Source organism: Streptomyces sp. HUAS 15-9 (assembly GCF_025642155.1).
Lineage (GTDB): Bacteria > Actinomycetota > Actinomycetes > Streptomycetales > Streptomycetaceae > Streptomyces.
Window position 1 is genome coordinate 971,809 of the sequence record NZ_CP106798.1, and the last position, 16,007, is coordinate 987,815.

12 protein-coding genes are annotated in these 16,007 nt (G+C 72.4%); 3 read left to right on the plus strand and 9 right to left on the minus strand.

Going from position 1 to position 16,007, the window contains the following annotated elements; translation table 11 throughout:
• Nucleotides 1–15: 15 nt before the first annotated feature.
• A complete protein-coding gene (locus tag N8I87_RS04325) occupies nt 16–1,512 on the minus strand; it encodes a DNA-binding protein NsdB (protein ID WP_263205607.1) in 1,497 nt (498 codons plus the stop codon).
• 257 nt (nt 1,513–1,769) lie between these two features.
• Here N8I87_RS04325 and N8I87_RS04330 point away from each other — a divergent pair, with 257 nt between their 5' ends.
• Both N8I87_RS04330 and N8I87_RS04335 read left to right on the plus strand, forming a co-directional pair.
• A complete protein-coding gene (locus tag N8I87_RS04330) occupies nt 1,770–2,909 on the plus strand; it encodes an aminoglycoside phosphotransferase family protein (RefSeq protein WP_263205608.1) in 1,140 nt (379 codons plus the stop codon).
• Nucleotides 2,910–3,171: 262 nt separating this feature from the next.
• Nucleotides 3,172–5,151, plus strand: coding sequence for an N-acetylmuramoyl-L-alanine amidase (locus N8I87_RS04335; protein WP_263205610.1), 1,980 nt, complete (start codon nt 3,172–3,174; stop codon nt 5,149–5,151).
• A gap of 9 nt (nt 5,152–5,160) precedes the next feature.
• On the opposite strand, the gene N8I87_RS04340 is transcribed toward N8I87_RS04335, so the two are convergent.
• The 8 genes from N8I87_RS04340 to N8I87_RS04375 all read right to left on the minus strand — a co-directional run bounded on the left by N8I87_RS04340 (nt 5,161) and on the right by N8I87_RS04375 (nt 14,183).
• Nucleotides 5,161–5,658 carry a hypothetical protein gene (locus tag N8I87_RS04340; RefSeq protein WP_263205611.1) on the minus strand — a complete coding sequence of 166 codons (498 nt, stop codon included), beginning with the start codon at nt 5,656–5,658 and terminating at the stop codon, nt 5,161–5,163.
• Nucleotides 5,659–5,707: 49 nt separating this feature from the next.
• Nucleotides 5,708–8,620 carry an ATP-binding protein gene (locus N8I87_RS04345; protein ID WP_263205613.1) on the minus strand — a complete coding sequence of 971 codons (2,913 nt, stop codon included), beginning with the start codon at nt 8,618–8,620 and terminating at the stop codon, nt 5,708–5,710.
• A gap of 165 nt (nt 8,621–8,785) precedes the next feature.
• Nucleotides 8,786–9,688: a universal stress protein gene (locus tag N8I87_RS04350; protein ID WP_263205615.1), complete on the minus strand. Its 903-nt coding sequence runs from the start codon at nt 9,686–9,688 to the stop codon at nt 8,786–8,788.
• A gap of 151 nt (nt 9,689–9,839) precedes the next feature.
• The gene (locus N8I87_RS04355) at nt 9,840–10,082 is read right to left on the minus strand and encodes a DUF397 domain-containing protein (RefSeq protein WP_263205617.1); all 243 of its coding nucleotides are present in this window, start codon (nt 10,080–10,082) and stop codon (nt 9,840–9,842) included.
• An 82-nt stretch (nt 10,083–10,164) separates the two neighbouring features.
• Nucleotides 10,165–11,331: a thiolase family protein gene (locus N8I87_RS04360; protein WP_263205620.1), complete on the minus strand. Its 1,167-nt coding sequence runs from the start codon at nt 11,329–11,331 to the stop codon at nt 10,165–10,167.
• A complete protein-coding gene (locus N8I87_RS04365) occupies nt 11,328–12,377 on the minus strand; it encodes a thiolase family protein (RefSeq protein ID WP_263216295.1) in 1,050 nt (349 codons plus the stop codon). Before N8I87_RS04365 ends, N8I87_RS04360 begins: the two co-directional genes overlap by 4 nt.
• Nucleotides 12,378–12,391: 14 nt before the next feature.
• Complete coding sequence (locus N8I87_RS04370) at nt 12,392–13,360, minus strand: Zn-ribbon domain-containing OB-fold protein (RefSeq protein WP_263205622.1); 969 nt, start codon at nt 13,358–13,360, stop codon at nt 12,392–12,394.
• A 22-nt stretch (nt 13,361–13,382) separates the two neighbouring features.
• Nucleotides 13,383–14,183, minus strand: a complete 801-nt coding sequence (locus tag N8I87_RS04375; protein WP_263205623.1) for a crotonase/enoyl-CoA hydratase family protein — start codon at nt 14,181–14,183, stop codon at nt 13,383–13,385.
• 188 nt (nt 14,184–14,371) lie between these two features.
• Here N8I87_RS04375 and N8I87_RS04380 point away from each other — a divergent pair, with 188 nt between their 5' ends.
• Nucleotides 14,372–15,991: an acyl-CoA synthetase gene (locus N8I87_RS04380; RefSeq protein WP_263205624.1), complete on the plus strand. Its 1,620-nt coding sequence runs from the start codon at nt 14,372–14,374 to the stop codon at nt 15,989–15,991.
• Nucleotides 15,992–16,007: the final 16 nt, after the last annotated feature.

Consider the following 16,007-nt stretch of genomic DNA (forward strand, 5'->3'; position numbering starts at 1 on the left):
CAGCGCGCCGGCCCCCTATGCCTGTGCGCTGTTGCCGCCCCTGCCCTTGGGCTTGGGCAGGGCGAGCCTGATCTCCTCCCGCAGTTGCTGGATCTTCGGGTAGTTGGAGTACTCGGCGGTCAGCCGGTACATCTGGCGCAGCCGGTCCCAGGTGCGGTGGGAGGAGTTCGATCCCATCGACACCAGGGCCAACCGCGCGTAGTGGCCCGCCTGTTCGGGGTCGTCCGCGATGAAGCAGGCGGAGGCCATGGACAGGAAGTCGAAGATCTGAGACCGCTCCTGCCGACTGCCGGCCCTGAGCGTCAGGGCCTTCTCCGCGTAGTGCTGGGCGTGTACGGCCGCGCTCGGGTCGTGCTCGGCCAGTGTGCGGTAGGCCAGGGCCTGCATGCCGTACAGATCCGCTTCGTTGAACATCTGCATCCAACTCGGCGGCGGCACATCGCCCCGGTCGGAGACGAAGAGGTCCTCCGCCTGGCCGAGGGTGCGGCGCATCGCCTGGCCCTTGCCCGTCGACGCCTGCGCCCAGGCCTCGATGGTGTGGAACATCGCCCGGGTGCGCGGCAGCACCTCGTGGCCCGAGCCGGACTGGGCGAGCTTCATCAGGTCGAGTGCTTCGTCGGGCCGGCCGAGGTGCACCATCTGGCGAGCTGCTCTGGAGAGCGCCTCCCCGGCGCGGGGCCGGTCACCGCCCTCACGGGCCGCATGGGCGGCGATGACGAAGTACTTCTGGGCCGTGGGTTCCAGGCCGACGTCGTGCGACATCCAGCCCGCGAGGACGGCGAGGTTGGCCGCGACGCCCCACAGGCGCCGCTGGAGATGGTCGGGGTGACGGTAGGCGAGCATGCCGCCCACCTCGTTGAGCTGACCCACCACAGCCTTGCGCTGCAGCCCGCCGCCGCGGGCCGCGTCCCAGGCCCGGAACACCTCGACCGAGCGCTCCAGCTCCTCGATCTCCTGCGATCCGATGGGGGCGGCCTCGTACCGGTCGAACCCGACGGGGTCGGCGTGCAGGGGGTCGTCGAGGGCAGGGGCGTCGGCCTTGAGTGCCGGGTCGTTGTGCAGCCAGTCGTACATGGCGCTGCTGAGTGCGGATCCCGCGGCGAGCGCGGCACCCGCGCCCACCAAGCCGCGTCGGTTGAGCATGAGGTCCATTCCCGTGAATTCGGTGAGGACCGCGGCGGTACGTTCGGGCGCCCACGGCACGCCGTCGGGATGTTCCGCAATCCCGCCGCCCGGCCGTTTCCCTGTACGCCCGTGCCGCACCAGACCGAGGTCCTCGATGGTCACGACACGGCCGAGACGCTCGGTGAACAGAGCCGCCAGCACCCGCGGCACCGGATCGCGCGGGATCTCTCCCATGTCGATCCACCGCCGCACCCGGGAGGTGTCGGTCGCCAGCTGGGGGTGGCCCATGGCCGCCGCCTGCTTGTTGACCAGCCTCGCGAGTTCGCCCTTGGACCAGCCGGCCAGGCCGAACAGATCCGCGAGCCGGGTGTTGGGTTGTCCGCTCACGTCAAGCCCCCAGGTTCTCGGCTGAGTTGACAGTAGCCCGGTGAGAGTTGCCGGGCGACTATTCGCCACGGTTCGCCAGGGTGCGCCAGATGGTGTGCCACTGGGCATCGGGTGTCAGGTAGGAACGCGCCACCCCGACCCGGTCGCCACTCGTCACAACGGGCACATTCCCCAGGATGCGCCCGGGCGGCCGGGCCGGGTGGGCGCGAGGACTCACCAGGCAGGCATGCAGGCACACGAAGGGATGGGTATCGCCCATGTACGCAGCATCGTCCTCCGTGTCCGCCCCGCCCCGGTCGCTGCGCACCCGTCCGGCGGGCAGCGGCCCCTACCTCGACCCCGCGCGTCCGGGGGCGCCCGTGCCGGTCGTGGGCCGGCCCCGGCGTGCCGCGGGCATCGGTACCCAACCGCTCAGCGGGAGACTCGACTTGTCCGGCCCCCAGGGCGCCCAGCTGCGCACCGCGATCGCCTCGGTGCACCGCATCTGCCCGGAGTTCGCTCCGGTGCAGGTGCTGCGCCGCAGCGGGCGGTCCGTGCTCCTCGTCGGGACGACAGGGCGCAGCACGGCCGTCGCCAAGTGTCTGCTCGACCACTCCCCCGCGTGGGCCGAGAGGTACCGGCACGAAATAGCCGCTTACCGCTCGTTCGTCCGGCACCGGCCACCGGTCCGGGCGCCAAGGCTGATCGCGGCGGACCCGGACAACTGCACCCTGGTGGTGGAACGCATGCCCGGCCGGGTGGCGGCGTTCCAGCGGCACCCGGCCGAGGCCCCGCCGCGCGCGGACATCCGGGCTGCGCTCGGCGCGATCTGCCGGCTGAACGCCTGGCGGCCGCCGGCGGGCACCTTCGACGCCCCGCTGGACTACGCGGCCCGCATCTCCCGCTACCACGAGCTGGGGCTGCTCACCGACCGGGACATGGGCGACCTGCAGAAGCTGCTGCACGGCATCGCGCACGCGGCGGGCCGGCAGGGTATGGGCCAGTTCTGCCACGGTGACGCGCTGCTCTCGAACATCCTGCTCTCACCGGCCGGTCCAGTGCTGGTGGACTGGGAGCACGCGGGCTGGTATCTACCGGGCTACGACCTGGCCACGCTGTGGTCGGTCCTCGGGGACGCGCCGGTGGCGCGGCGGCAGATCAGCCAGATCGCCCAGTCGGCGGGCCCCGCCGCGCGTGACGCCTTCCTGGTGAACCTGATGCTGGTCCTCACCCGGGAGATCCGTACCTACGAGACGGCCGTGCAGCGCTCGATGCACGACCCGGCCCCGGCGGCACCGGGCGCGGCCCATCCGGCCGCGGTGCCGACCGGCGAGGAACAACGGCTGCTGCTGAGGCGGCTGCACGACGACTGCCAACTGGCCCGCAGGGCGGTACGCGCGGCGGTCGGCACTCGCTGACGGGGATGTCGGTCCGCGGTGCGCCCAGGCCGGGCGCACCGCGGATCTTCGTATGTTCGGCCCGGTCGGTGGGCGGTCATTGGTGTACGCCACTGACGCCCCGCAGGCCCGCGAGCCTCCGCCACGAAACTCGCCGAACTCCTTTGTGACATGGGAAGTCTCCTTCTTCCGGGCATCATTGACGGATCGTCGGCCAGCCGGTACCACAGACCCAGCTCGGCGCCGCACGCCCCGCCACGCCCGCCCGTCACAGGAGGCCGCATTGCGAGGATCCGCCACCGACCCCACCTCGACTCCCGGCAGCAGACGCACCCGGAGGACGGCCGGCGCAGTGGCCTGTGCGGCCCTGTTGCTCCCCCTGCTCGGCGCGGCCCCCGCCCCGGGCTCCGCCGAGGCCGAGTCCTCCCCCGGTGTGCTGCAGCGTGCCTTCGCCGGCGCGGCCGCCGAGTACCACGTGCCGCAGAGCGTTCTGCTGGCCGTCTCCTACCTCCAGTCCCGCTGGGACACGCACGCCGGGGCGCCGAGTGTGACCGGCGGCTACGGCCCGATGCACCTCACCGACGCGCGCACCGCGCTGACCGCGGCCGAGCACTTCGCCGACGGCACCGAGGACGCCCGCGGCGACGACGCGCGCGCGGCGCTGCACCCGCACACCGCGGTACCGGACAGCTCCGCGCTCCCGGCCCGCCTCAGCACCCTGCCGAGAGCGGCCGGGCTGACCGGACTTCCGGCCGAGGAGCTGCGCACCGACCCCACGGCCAATGTGGCGGGCGGTGCCGCCCTGCTCGCCGACGCCCAGAACACCCTTGGAGAGCCGCTCAGCTCCGACCCGGCCGACTGGTACGGCGCGGTGGCCCGGTTCTCCGGCGCGGACGACACGGCAACCGCGGCGGCGTACGCGAACGACGTGTACGACGTGCTGCGCACCGGCGAGGCGCGCACCACGGACGAGGGGCAGCAGGTCAGGCTGGCCCCGCAGCCGCGGCTACGGGCGGACACCGCGCAGCTGCGGCGCGCGGGTCTGCGCACGGTGTCCGACGACGGGACGGAGTGCCCGGCGTCGGTGTCCTGCGAGTGGATCCCGGCGCCGTACGCGGAGTTCGGGGACAACGACTACGGCAACCACGACCTCGGTGACCGGCCGGGGTCGCAGAGCATCAAGTACATCGTCGTCCATGACACCGAGGGCACCTGGGACGGGGTCCTGAACCTGGTGCAGGACCCCACCTATGTGTCGTGGAACTACACCATCCGCTCCACGGACGGTCTGATCGCCCAGCACGTCAAGGCCAAGGACGTGGCCTGGCACGCGGGCAACTGGTACATCAACGCGAAGTCGGTCGGCATCGAGCACGAGGGCTTCCTCGCGGCGCCGGACGCCTGGTACACGGAGGCGATGTACCGGTCGTCGGCCCGGCTGGTGAGGTACCTCGCCAAGAAGTACGGCATCCCCATGGACCGGCAGCACATCCTCGGCCACGACAACGTGCCGGGCCCGACCACGTCGACGATCCCCGGCATGCACACCGACCCGGGCCCGTACTGGGACTGGCGGCACTACTTCGACCTGCTGGGCCACCCCTTCAAGCGCACCGCGGGCAAGAAGGGCGGCCTGGTGACGATCCGGCCCGACTACGCGTCGAACCGGCCGCAGTACACGGGCTGCACCGCCAAGGGCGAGCCCTGCGCGGACCATGGCTCCAGTGAGGTGCGGCTGTACTCCGACCACGACGAGAACTCGCCCCTGATCAAGGACATCGGCCTGGGCACGACCCCGACCACCGGGGTGAACGATCTGTCCTCGCGGGTCTCCACCGGCCAGCAGTATGCGGTCGCCGACCGCTGGGGCGACTGGACGGCCATCTGGTACCTGGGCCAGAAGGCGTGGTTCAGGAACCCGCAGAAGGCGCCGACGGCCGTGAACGCCTCCGGTGTGGTGATCACGCCGAAGGACGGTCTGACGAGCATCCCCGTGTACGGCCGCGCGTACCCGGAGAAGGAGGCCTATCCGTCGGGAGTGCCCGCCCAGACGGTGGTGCCGCTGCCGTACACCGTGCCGGCGAATCAGAAGTACGTGGTCGGTGACGCGGTGCCGGGCGAGTACTACTACGCGGTCACCTTCACCACGGACTCGCACAAGGTCGTGGTCGGCAAGGACCTGTACTTCGAGATCCAGTACGGCCACCGGGTGGCGTTCGTCCGCGCGGCGGACGTCAGCGTCGAGTCCTCCAGGGCCCGCTAGCCGCCCGCGTCAGCCCTGCTGGAAAAGCTCCGCCGGGAGCGGCTTCAGCAGGGCGTACAGGTCGTCGGTGATGGGGCGGTCCCAGGCGGCGATGGTGACCAGCACGCCGTCGCTGCGGTCGAACTGGACGCAGGAGATCCGGCTCTCGGAGAGCTTCAGGCGCCGCACGATCAGGAGGTTGTCGCCCTGCAGCACCGGCATGTCCTCCGTGTCGGTGACGGTCACCTCCTCGTCGTTCTCCAGAGCCAGCAGCAGTTGGGCCACCTCGAAGGGGATCTCGCCCTCGGCCATGTCGCGCGCCGGGGAGCCCTCGGGCAGATTGCCGATGATCATGGCGGGTCCGCGGCCGCCGAACAGGTCGTAGCGCAGGAAGACGCCCTGGCAGCTGCCGTCGGGGGCGGGCAGCAGGCCCGCGCCCAGATTGCCGGGCCAGTCGCCCGGATCCATGGCCAGTACGTCGAAGTCGGGCCCGGCGGGAGTGGCGCTGCGGCGGCGGAGGAACGACATGCGGCCATGGTACGTGCCTGGACGCGATCGGTGACGTGCGGGAGCCGTCTCAACGGGTGCCGGATCCCCTCCCTTCCCCCAGGGCCGCCGCCAGTCCGGAGGGGTCGGTGCCCAGCTTCCGGTAGACCGCCGACAGCAGGCATACGACGGTCTGCTCGTCCGTGTGGAGTTCCGCGGCGATCTCCGGCTCGGTGCGGCCGGCGACGGTGAGGGTGGCGGCCGTGCGTTCCTGTGTGGTGAGGGTGTCGGTCTCGGCACTGTGCAGACGGCGGGGGCGCAGTCCGGCGGCGGCGAGCTCGTCGCGGGCCGCCTCGGCGAGGCCGTCGGCACTGCACTGGAGCGCCGTGTCGAGGCCCCGGTAGAGATGGTCGGCGGCTTCCCTGGTGCGGCCGTTGCGGCGCAGTTCGGTGCCCAGGGCGACCAGTGCGCAGGCGAGCTCGTAGGCGGCCGGGGAGCGGTCCAGATAGGTGACGGCCTCCTCCAGGTACTTGACCCGGGCGGAGCCGGAGGACACCTCCGCGGCCGTCCGCAGGGCCTGTCCGATGGCGGACGGGGCGCCGAACTGGCGCGCGCGGCCCACCGCCTCGAGTGCGGTGTCCAGGGCCCGGTCGGGGTCGTCGTGGCTCTGTGCGCGGGCGAGGTGCAGCTGCCAGGGGCACCAGGCCGGATTGCGTATGCCCCGCGGGTCGAGGCGCCTTCCGGCGGCCGTGAGCGCGGCGACCGCTTCCTTGGTCCGGCCGCGGGCCAGGAGCAGTTCGCCGTACACGGTCTGGACGTCGGGGAAGACGACGGCCGCCGGGAAGGGTTCCCCGAAGCAGAAGGCGTCGGCGGTCCGGGCGGCCTCCGCGACCCGGCCCCGGGCCAGCAGGACCTCGATCAGGATGCCCATGGCGTACCAGTGGGCGGGGGTGCCGGGTCCGACGCGTTCGGCGAGCCTGAGGCCCGCGCGGACGAAGTCCTCGGCCTCGGCGAGCCGCCCGCGGCGATAGCGGACGTAGGCCAGCAGGGTGTAGGCGAAGGAGAGGTGGCCGCCGCGCCAGCCCTGGTGCTCGTAGTCGGCGATCCCGGCGGCGAAGAGCTCCTCGGTGCGGCCGGGCCGGTCGGCGTACATGAAGGCCATGGCCACCAGGACCGGTACCTCGAATCCGCGGTCGGGCTCGGCCCAGCGGAGGCCGCCGGACAGGGCGCGTTCGGCGTGGCGGAGCGCGACGGGGGCGGGTTCGCCGCGCAGGACCGCGTCCCAGGTGCGCAGTCCGATGACGTAGCGCTCGGTGAGGTCGCGGCCCTTGAGCCGGTCGGCGAGCCGGGCGAGGCGGCGGGAGCGGGCGGGATGGTCGGGCTCGTCGGCGCGGAAGGCGTCCCACATGAACTGCTCGGCCGCCATGCGCAGCCTGACCCGGGCGTCGCCGGTCAGCCGTATCTCACGGGCGAGGGTGTCGGAGGCCTCGGCGAGGTGGTCGCTGTGGGCGAGGACCTGGGAGAGGCGGTAGACGATGTGGTGCCGCAGGTCGGGGTCGGCGATGGGCTCCTCGAGCGCGGCGCGCAGATGGTTGACGGTGGTCGCCGGTTCGGTGAGCAGGGAGGCGGAGCCCAGCTCGTACAGGACGGCGGCCCGGTCGGCCGGGAGCGGGGGTTCGCGCAGCGCACGGGCGAGGTAGCCGCGGGCGGCCTCGGGGGCGCCGGCCCTGAGGGTCTCGCCGGCGGCGGCGCGCAGTTGCTGCACGACCCAGGTGTCGCCGTCGGGGTGGGTCTCCAGGAGGTGGCGGCCGGCGGCGGAGGCCCCCTGTCCGTCGTTGATCACGCACCAGGCGGCCTGTCCGTGCAGGGCGACCCGGACGCCGGTCGGAATGGCCCGGTAGACGGCGGTGGCGATCAGTGGATGGACGAACTCCAGGGTGCCCTCGGCGGTCACGTCGCCGGTGAGGATGCGGGCACCGCGCAGCGCGTCCGCGGCGTCGGCCGCCTCTTCGGGGCCGAGTCCGGCTACGGCGGCGGCGAGCTCCGGATGGATCTCGGTGCCCAGGACCGCGCAGGCCCAGGCGAAGCGGACGGTGGAGGTGCCGAGGCGTTCGAGCCGGGTGATCAGACCGCTGCCCTTGACGGCGGCGGCGAGGTCGCGCAGCAGGGGTGCCCCGGCCTCGGTCGGGGTGAGACCGCGGTCGCGCACCTTGGCGGACAGCTCGACGGTCTCGAACGGGTTGCCCGCGGTGACGGCCCAGCACTCGTGGCAGAACGCGTCGTCGGCGTGCTCGCCGAGGGTCTCCCGCACCAGTCGGGCCACGGCGGCCACGCTGAGCGGCTCCAGGCCGAGCGGGCGTCCGCCGGCGCGTCCGGGCAGTTTGCGGAACGACTCGGCGTGGTCGGGCAGTTCGTCGGGCCGGTAGGCGACGACGACCAGCATCGGGAGTTCCTCGGCCCGGGGCGCGAACGCGGCCAGCCAGCGCAGGGATTCGGGGTCGGCCCAGTGGGCGTCGTCGAGGACCAGGACCATCGGGGCGCGGCGCACGGCGAGATGGGTGAGCACCCAGTCGAGGCCGTCGCCCAGGCCCTGCGGGTCGGGCGGGGCGCCCTCGGTGGGGGCGCACAGGCCGAGGGCGGGGCCGACGATGTCGTACCAACTGCCCAGTGAGGAGCGCAGTTCGGCCTCCGGCACGCCCGCGAGCTGCGGTTGCAGGAGCTGGCGGGCCACATGGAAGGCGACGCGCTGTTCCTGGTCGCCGCCGCGGGCGGACAGCACCGTGCAGCCCTGTGCGGTGGCGCGGCGGCGGACCTCGGCGAGGAGGGTGGTCTTGCCGATTCCGGCGCGGCCCGCGAAGGCCAGCAGTGCGCCGCGCGGCGGCGCGGGCTGTTCGGCGCCGTCTGCGCGCAGACCGGTGAGCTCGCCCAACGCCTCGTCGACCGCGGCGAGTTCGCTTTCTCGTTCGAGGAGCGTTCGCCGGTTCCGAACGATCCGATGTTCCATCACTACCCCCCGCCACAGTCGCGCCCACACGGGGAGCGGGCACGCAGCGTGGCTGTCAGGCACCCCAGCGTACGCCTCACCGGGACCGCGTGAGCATGATCGAGGGGTACTGCTCGAAACAGGCCGGCGCGGGTTTCGGCTCCCCCCGTACGGAGGGGGCGCGGCTCACTCTTCGGGGGGTGCGGGGGGTACCACCGCGATCGGGCTCGCCGCGTGCAGCAGGACCGCCTGGGTGACGGAGCCCATCATGCGGGCCGGCGCGAGGAGGCGTCGGCGGTGGCGACCGACGACGACCAGCGCGGCGTTCCCGGAGGCGGCGACGAGGTGGCCGGCCGCGTCACCGGGCAGCGCGTCGACGTCACAGCGGACGTCCGGGTGCGCCGTGCGGTGCGGGGCGAGGAAGCCCTCGGCCAGGGTCCGTGTCTCGTGCTCGACGGCGCTCTGGTCGACGGGGGGCGGGAACACCTCGCCGGGGGCCGCGAGGCTCGTCACCGGCCACGGGTAGGCGGCGACCACCCGGAGGCGGGCGCCGAGCAGGGCGGCCTCGGCCAGGGCGAAGGCCAGGGCGGCCTCGTCGGGGCTGTCCACGTTCATGCCGACGACCACCCGGGGCCCGGGCTCGGCCGACGGCTCGCCGTGAACCTCCCGGCCGGGCCGGGGCACCACGACGACGGGGCACTCGGCGTCACGGGCGGCGGCAAGGCTGTTGGAGCCGAGCAGCAGGCTGGCGAAGCCGCCGCGCCCCCGGGAGCCCAGCACCAACAGCTGTGCGGACGAGCTGAGTTCGGGCAGTACGACGGCGGGCGCCCCGACCGGGGCGTCGTACTCCACGTCGAGGCCCTCGCCGCGGCCCGCCAGATGGTCGCGCGCCCGGTCGAGGACGGGATCGTCGTCCGGTCCGGGCGGCCCCGCGACCAGGACGTCGGGCTGGGCCCAGGCGGCGTACTGCCACGCGTGCGCCACCCGCAGCGGGGCGGTGCGTCTGCGGGCGGCCGCGAGGGCCCAGTCCAGGGCACGCAGGCTGTCGTCCGAACCGTCGACCGCGGCGACGACCGGCGCAGTGTTCATCGTTCCTCACCTCCGGAAGGCAACCTCCCCCTGTCCGGGGCCAGCCTCACCGAGGCGGCCGCCGCGCAGGGGCACCACAGGTCGCGTGTCCGGAAAACGGGAGGGAACACCCACCGGTCGGCTCGTCGGCGCCGCTCGCGGCGCCCCGGGCTCAGGTCAGGTCGAACTCCCCTTCCCTTGCCCCGGACACGAAAGCGCCCCACTCCGCGGGTGTGAAGATCAGGGAAGGGCTCTGGGGACGGCCGCTGTTGCGCATCGCGATGAATCCCTCGACGAAGGCGATCTGGACATCCCCAAGGCCTCGGCTGCTGGACTGCCAATCGGCCCCGCTCAGGTCCAGCTCCGGCTTGTCCCAGCCCACGAGCGGCTGCTGCTGGATGGTGCTCTCGGCCACGTCCGTGCTCCTCCCGGTTCGTCGTCCGCGGTCAGCCTAGCGATCGACCCCGACCGCCGACAGGCCGCATGAGGAGGACCTTTCAGGTGTCGGGCGCGTCGGATCCCACGAGCCACATCGCGAAGAACTGGGAGCCGCCGCCGTAGGCGTGCCCGAGCACCCTGCGGGCCCCGTCCACCTGATGCTCTCCCGCCTGTCCACGGACCTGGAGCACCGCCTCGGCGAAGCGGATCATGCCCGAGGCACCGATCGGATTGGTGGACAGCACGCCGCCGGACATGTTGACGGGCAGGTCCCCGTCGAGCTCCGTCACACCGGACTCGGTGAGCTTCCAGCCCTCGCCCTCCTCGGCGAAGCCGAGGTTCTCCAGCCACATGGGCTCGTACCAGGAGAACGGCACATACATCTCGACGGCGTCGATGTCCCGGCGCGGGTCGGCGATCCCGGCCTGCCGGTAGACGTCGGCGGCGCAGTCCTTGCCCGCCCGCGGCGAGACGAAGTCCTTCCCGGCGAACAGCGTGGGCTCGCTGCGCATCGCACCGCCCAGCATCCAGGCGGGCGGCCGGGGCGCGCGGGCGGCCCCAGCCCGGTCGGTCAGGACCATGGCGCAGGCGCCGTCCGAGGACGGGCAGGTCTCCGAGTAGCGGATGGGGTCCCACAACATGGGGGACGCCTGGACCCTCTCCAGGGTGATGTCGTGCTCGTGCAGATGGGCGTACGGGTTCTTCAGGGCGTTGCGCCGGTCCTTGTAGGCGACCAGCGAGCCGATCGTGTCGGGGGCGCCGCTGCGCCGCATGTACGCGCGCACATGGGGCGCGAAGAACCCGCCCGCGCCCGCGAGCAGCGGCTGCTGGAAGGGGACCGGCAGGGACAGGCCCCACATGGCGTTGGATTCGGATTGCTTTTCGAAGGCGAGGGTGAGGACCGTGCCGTGGACACGTGCCGCGACGAGGCCCGCGGCGACGAGCGCGGTGGACCCGCCGACCGAGCCGGCCGTGTGCACCCGCAGCAGGGGCTTGCCGACCGCGCCGAGCGCGTCGGCCAGGTACAGCTCCGGCATCATGACGCCCTCGAAGAAGTCGGGCGCCTTGCCGATGACGACGGCGTCGATGCCGGACCAGGTCAGCTCGGCGTCGTCCAGGGCCCGCCGGGCGGCCTCGCGGACGAGTCCGGCGATCGACACGTCCCGGCGCGCCGCCACGTGCTTGGTCTGGCCGATCCCTGTGACGGCCACGGGCTCCTTGCTCATCGTGGATCCCCTTCGAGTACGGCGACCAGGTTCTGCTGCAGACAGGGGCCGGACGTGGCGTGGGCGAGCGCCCGGTCGGACTCTCCGCGATGGATCCGGGCGGCCGCCTCGCCGATCCGGACGAGACCGGCGGCCATGACCGGGTTCGCGGCCAGGGCGCCGCCGGACGGGTTGACGCGCACTCCGTCGTCGAGCCGCAGCGCCTTGCGCAGGACGACCTCCTGGGAGGCGAACGGCGCGTGCAACTCGGCGGTGTCGACGGGCCGTTCGAAGGCACCCGCGCGCTCCGCGGCAAGACGCGTGGAGGGTGAGTCGGTCAGGTCGCGCACGCCCAGTGCGTGCGCCTCGATGCGGTGGTCGAGGCCCCGGATCCAGGCGGGCCGGGCGCACAGGTCCCGGGCCCGCTCGCCGGCCGCGAGGATCACGGCGGCGGCACCGTCACCGACGGGTGGACAGTCGCCGGTACGCAGGGGCCGTACCAGATAGTCGCCCCGGGGCACCGGGCCACGCAGCTGCGCATGGGGGTTGTCCGCGGCGGCCGCCCGGCTGCGTGCCCCGACGGCGGCGAGCGCGGGCTCGTCGGTGTCCCCCGCGTCGATGAGCGCCTGCGCCTGGAGCGCGGCCAGCGCCACGGAGTCCGGCCACAGCGGGGCGACGTAGTACGGGTCGAGCTGCCGGGAGAGCACGTCACGGACCGAGCCGGGCGAGGACTTGCCGTACGCGTACACGAGTGCGGTGTCCGCGTCCCCGGTGAGCAGTTTGGTCCACGCCTCGTACAGCGCCCACGCGCCGTCCATCTCCACATGCGACTCGGAGATGGGCGGCCAGGCGCCAACGCCGTCGAGGGCGAGGGTGAAGGAGAAGGCCCGGCCGGCCAGATAGTCGCTGGAGCCGGAGCAGGTGAAGCCGATGTCGGCGGCCTTCAGGCCGGTTTCGCCGAGGACCTCGTGCAGCACCGGCATGAGCATCTCCACCTCGGAGAGCTCGTCGCTGGTGCGCCGGTGGTCGGTCTGCGCGAAGGCCACGACGGCGATGTCCCGCGTCAGGGCGGCTCCTTGCCTCACAGCAGCTCCTTGTAGGCGTCGTAGTCCGCGTCGGGTTCGCCGGTGGGCCGGTAGTGGTCGGGATGGCGGGCCCCGTCCGTCCACACCGGCTCGACGCGCAGCCCCATCCGCACCTGGTCGTACGGGATGCCGCCGATACGACCGTGCAGCGCGAGACCGGCACCGTCGAGGGCGATGTGCGCGTAGACGTAGGGCACCTCGATGTCGAGGTTCTTCGCCTTGATGTTGACGATGCAGAAGGTGGTGACCGTGCCGCGGGGACCCACTTCCACCTGTTCGGCCGTGGCGACACCACATGTGGGGCACGCCCCCCTGGGCGGGACGTACACCTTGCGGCAGGACGGACAGCGCTCGCCGACGGTGCGCCGTCCGGAGAGGGCGGCGATGTAGGCGGACTGCGCGCGGCCGGGCGAGTAGGTGTAGTCGAGGCGGGCGGCGGCGACGATCCCGGTGACCGGGTCCTCGAACTCGCCGCTGTGCGCCTCGGCTTCGGCGCTCTCGCCCGCCTCGGTCACCTCGCCCGTCTCGTCCTCGTACGGCTCGAAGCAGGCGATGTCCGTGATGGCGCCGGAGCGCTCCTGGGCCCAGCGCACGCGCACCCGCATGCCGGTGTGCACGGCGTCGGGGCCGGGTGCGTCCAGGGCGTGCAGGAGGGCGGTGTCGGCGCCGTCGAGCCGGACAAGGACCCAGGCGAAGGGGGTGCCGAGGGGCTGACCGCGGCGGGGGTCATGGCTCCAGGCCCAGGTGGTGACGGTGCCGGTCGGGGCGACCTCGACGAGGTCGCGTATCTCCTCGGCGGTGACGGGGTCGTACTCGACGGGCGGCACGAGGACGCGGCCGTCGCCGGTCCGCACGCCGAGCACGACGCGCTCGCGCAGGCCGGTGAGGAAGGCGCTCTGGACCGGGCCGAGGGATCGGGTGAAGGGAAACTCCACGACCAGCGGGGCGCTCAGGACTTCGGGCATGGAAGGCTCTCTCCTTCGCGGGTCAGGCGCGCTTGTAGACGGGGGGTCGCTTCTCCGCGAAGGCACGGGCGCCTTCCTTGGAGTCCGCGGTGTCGAAGACCGGCCAGCCGCGCGCCAGTTCGGCGGCGAGCCCGTCGGTCTCGGTCATCTCCGCGGTCTCGTACACCGAGGCCTTGACGGCCTCGACGGCCAACGGGCCGCAGGCGTTGACCTGTTCGGCGATCTCCAGGGCCTTGCCGAGCGCGGTGCCGTCGGGGACGACATGGCCGATCAGCCCGATGTCCGCGGCCTCGCGGGCGCTGTAGGGCCGCCCGGTGAGCAGCATCTCCAGCGCGTGGGTGCGCGGGATCTGCCGTTGCAGCCGGACGGTCGAGCCGCCGATCGGGAAGAGCCCGCGCCTGACCTCGAACAGGCCGAAGATCGCGGACTCGCCCGCGACCCGGATGTCGGTGCCCTGCAGGATCTCCGTCCCGCCCGCGACGCAGTACCCCTCGACGGCGGCGATCACCGGTTTGCGCGGGCGATGGTGGCGCAGCATCGCCTTCCAGTGCAGGTCGGGATCGGCCTTGAGCCGGTCGCGGTAGTGCTCCCCCGCCATGCCCCGGCCGGCCAGCGCCTTGAGGTCCATCCCGGTGCAGAAGGCGCCCCCGGCCCCGGTGAGCACGATCGAGCGGACCGTGTCGTCCTCGTCGGCCTCCAGCCAGCCGTCGTACAGGCCCACGAGCATGGGCAACGAGAGCGCGTTCTTGGCGTCGGGCCTGTTGAGCGTGAGCACCAGTGCGGCGCCCTCGCGCTGCACGGTGAGGTGTTCCGTCCCACCCATTGACCGTCTCCCCTCTGAAATAACGAGAACAGGTTGCAGTAGGCGCGTGGGCACTTCAAGGGTTTTCTGACAGATAGTCAGATTTCTTGGCGCGGGCCCTTCCCACTTGCCGCGCCCTTTGCTCTGATGACCGGCGAACCGTCGGATGCCAGGCACGCCCGCGCGCTGCGACAGGGTCAGGAGGAGCGGTGGAGTACAACCTTGCCGACCTGTTCGAGTCGGTCGTCGACGTGGTCCCGGACCGCGAGGCGCTCGTGTACATCGACCGCCCCGGCACGGGCACGGAGCGCCGGCTCACCTACGCGGAGCTGGACACCGCCGCCAACCGCATCGGCCACTACCTGATCGACAGCGGGATACGCCCCGGCGAGCACCTCGGCCTCCATCTCTACAACGGGATCGAGTACCTGCAGACGGTGCTCGCCTGTCTGAAGGCGCGGATCGTCCCGGTCAACGTCAACTACCGCTATGTGGAAGAGGAATTGGTGTACCTCTACCGCGACGCGGACCTGGCGGCCCTGGTCTTCGACGCCGAGTTCACCGACCGGGTGGCGGCGGCGCTGCCGCGGACTCGGAAGCTGCGGCACGTGGTGCGGGTGGGGAGCCCGGCGCCGGGGGCGCGCGAGGTGCCGGCCGTGGCGTTCACGCAGGCCGAGGCGGCGGGGTCGCCCGAGCGCGGCTTCCCCGCGCGCTCGGCGGACGACCAGTTCATCATCTACACGGGCGGCACGACCGGGATGCCCAAGGGCGTGATGTGGCGCCAGGAGGACCTGTTCTTCGCGGGGCTGGGCGGCGGGGCACCGACCGGTGAGCCGGTGAAGAAGCCGGAGGAACTGGCCGAGCGGGTCGCGGCCGGCGGTTCGGGGATCACCTTCTTCCCCACGCCCCCGCTGATGCACGGCACCTCCACCCTCACCGCGTTCATCGGCTTCCACTTCGGGCAACGGATCGTGCTCCACCGCAAGTTCGTGCCGGAGGAGGTGCTGCGGACCGTCGAGAAGGAGAAGGTCACCAGCATGTCGCTGGTGGGCGACGCGATGCTGCGGCCGCTGATCGACGCCTTGAGCGGGCCCATGAAGGGCACCGACTGCTCGTCCATGTTCAGCGTGTCCTCGTCGGGCGCGATCATGTCGGAGACGGTGCGCAGGCAGTTCCGCGAGCTGGTCCCGAACGCCCTGCTGCTGAACAACTTCGGCTCCTCCGAGTCCGGCTTCAACGGCACGGCCACGGACGACTCCGGTCCCGAGCGCGGGTTCCGCATCCGCGTCAACTCGCGTACGCAGGTGGTGGACCCGGCCACGTACGAGCCGGTCGCGGTGGGCGAGGTCGGCCGGGTCGCCCAGTGCGGTCACGTACCGCTCGGCTACTACAACGACCCCCGGAAGACGGCGGAGACCTTCTTCGAGAGGGACGGCCGGCGCTGGGTGCTGCTGGGCGACATGGCGACCGTCGACGAAGAGGGCGTCGTCACCGTGCTGGGCCGTGGCTCCCAGTGCATCAACACCGGGGGCGAGAAGGTGTACCCGGAGGAGGTCGAGCAGGCGCTCAAGTCCCATCCGGACGTGTACGACGCGCTCGTGGCCGGGGTGCCGGACACCAAGTGGGGCAATCATGTGGCGGCGGTGGTGCAACTGCGCAAGGGCGCGGACCGGTTGTCCCTGACCGACCTCCAGAATCACTGCCGTGCGCAGCTGGCCGGTTACAAGATCCCGCGCCAGCTCGTGATCACCGATTCCATCCAGCGGTCGCCGAGCGGCAAGGCGGACTACCGGTGGGCGCGGGAGGTGGCGGTGGCCGCGGACCGGTAGGCCGACGGGCGGCAGG

What these genes read in the sequence shown, in the direction of transcription:
- N8I87_RS04330 (WP_263205608.1), top strand. Translation starts at nt 1,770, where the DNA reads ATGTACGCAGCATCGTCCTCCGTGTCCGCCCCGCCCCGGTCGCTGCGC.
- N8I87_RS04340 (WP_263205611.1), bottom strand. Translation starts at nt 5,658, where the DNA reads ATGTCGTTCCTCCGCCGCCGCAGCGCCACTCCCGCCGGGCCCGACTTC.
- N8I87_RS04345 (WP_263205613.1), bottom strand. Translation starts at nt 8,620, where the DNA reads ATGGAACATCGGATCGTTCGGAACCGGCGAACGCTCCTCGAACGAGAA.
- N8I87_RS04350 (WP_263205615.1), bottom strand. Translation starts at nt 9,688, where the DNA reads ATGAACACTGCGCCGGTCGTCGCCGCGGTCGACGGTTCGGACGACAGC.
- N8I87_RS04360 (WP_263205620.1), bottom strand. Translation starts at nt 11,331, where the DNA reads ATGAGCAAGGAGCCCGTGGCCGTCACAGGGATCGGCCAGACCAAGCAC.
- N8I87_RS04370 (WP_263205622.1), bottom strand. Translation starts at nt 13,360, where the DNA reads ATGCCCGAAGTCCTGAGCGCCCCGCTGGTCGTGGAGTTTCCCTTCACC.
- N8I87_RS04375 (WP_263205623.1), bottom strand. Translation starts at nt 14,183, where the DNA reads ATGGGTGGGACGGAACACCTCACCGTGCAGCGCGAGGGCGCCGCACTG.